The sequence below is a fragment of the Staphylococcus sp. HMSC056G08 genome (assembly GCF_001812305.1).
GTDB classification, from domain to species: Bacteria; Bacillota; Bacilli; order Staphylococcales; family Staphylococcaceae; genus Staphylococcus; species Staphylococcus simulans.
Genome location: NZ_KV808533.1, coordinates 1 through 486, shown reverse-complemented (window position 1 = coordinate 486; position 486 = coordinate 1). Strand labels below are relative to the sequence as shown.

Genomic DNA, 486 nt, shown 5'->3' with positions numbered 1-486 from the left:
AGCAGGCGCTCTCCCAGCTGAGCTAAGCCCCCATTATACAATTAAGAGTCGGGAAGACAGGATTCGAACCTGCGACCCCTTGGTCCCAAACCAAGTGCTCTACCAAGCTGAGCTACTTCCCGTTATTAAATTATTAAATAATAAATATAAAATGGCGCGCCCGATAGGAGTCGAACCCATAACCTCTTGATCCGTAGTCAAACGCTCTATCCAGTTGAGCTACGGGCGCATGTTTTATATTATATATGGTGCCGAGGACCGGAATCGAACCGGTACGGTAATCACTTACCGCAGGATTTTAAGTCCTGTGCGTCTGCCAGTTCCGCCACCCCGGCATCATAAAATAAAAATGGAGCAGAAGACGGGATTCGAACCCGCGACCCCAACCTTGGCAAGGTTGTATTCTACCGCTGAACTACTTCTGCATGATTCAGTTATAATCGGAAAACTGATGAGCCATAGAGGATTCGAACCTCTGACCCTCTG

The 486-nt window shown here is 47.9% G+C and carries 4 tRNA genes; all 4 read right to left on the bottom strand.

Annotated elements, in window-relative coordinates:
• Positions 1-48: 48 nt before the first annotated feature.
• Positions 49-122 (bottom strand) — tRNA-Pro (locus tag HMPREF2846_RS12715).
• 30 nt (positions 123-152) lie between these two features.
• Positions 153-229: transfer RNA gene (locus HMPREF2846_RS12710), tRNA-Arg, on the bottom strand.
• Between the two features lie 17 nt (positions 230-246).
• Positions 247-335 (bottom strand) — tRNA-Leu (locus HMPREF2846_RS12705).
• Between the two features lie 15 nt (positions 336-350).
• A tRNA-Gly gene (locus HMPREF2846_RS12700) sits at positions 351-425 on the bottom strand.
• Positions 426-486 lie beyond the last annotated feature (61 nt).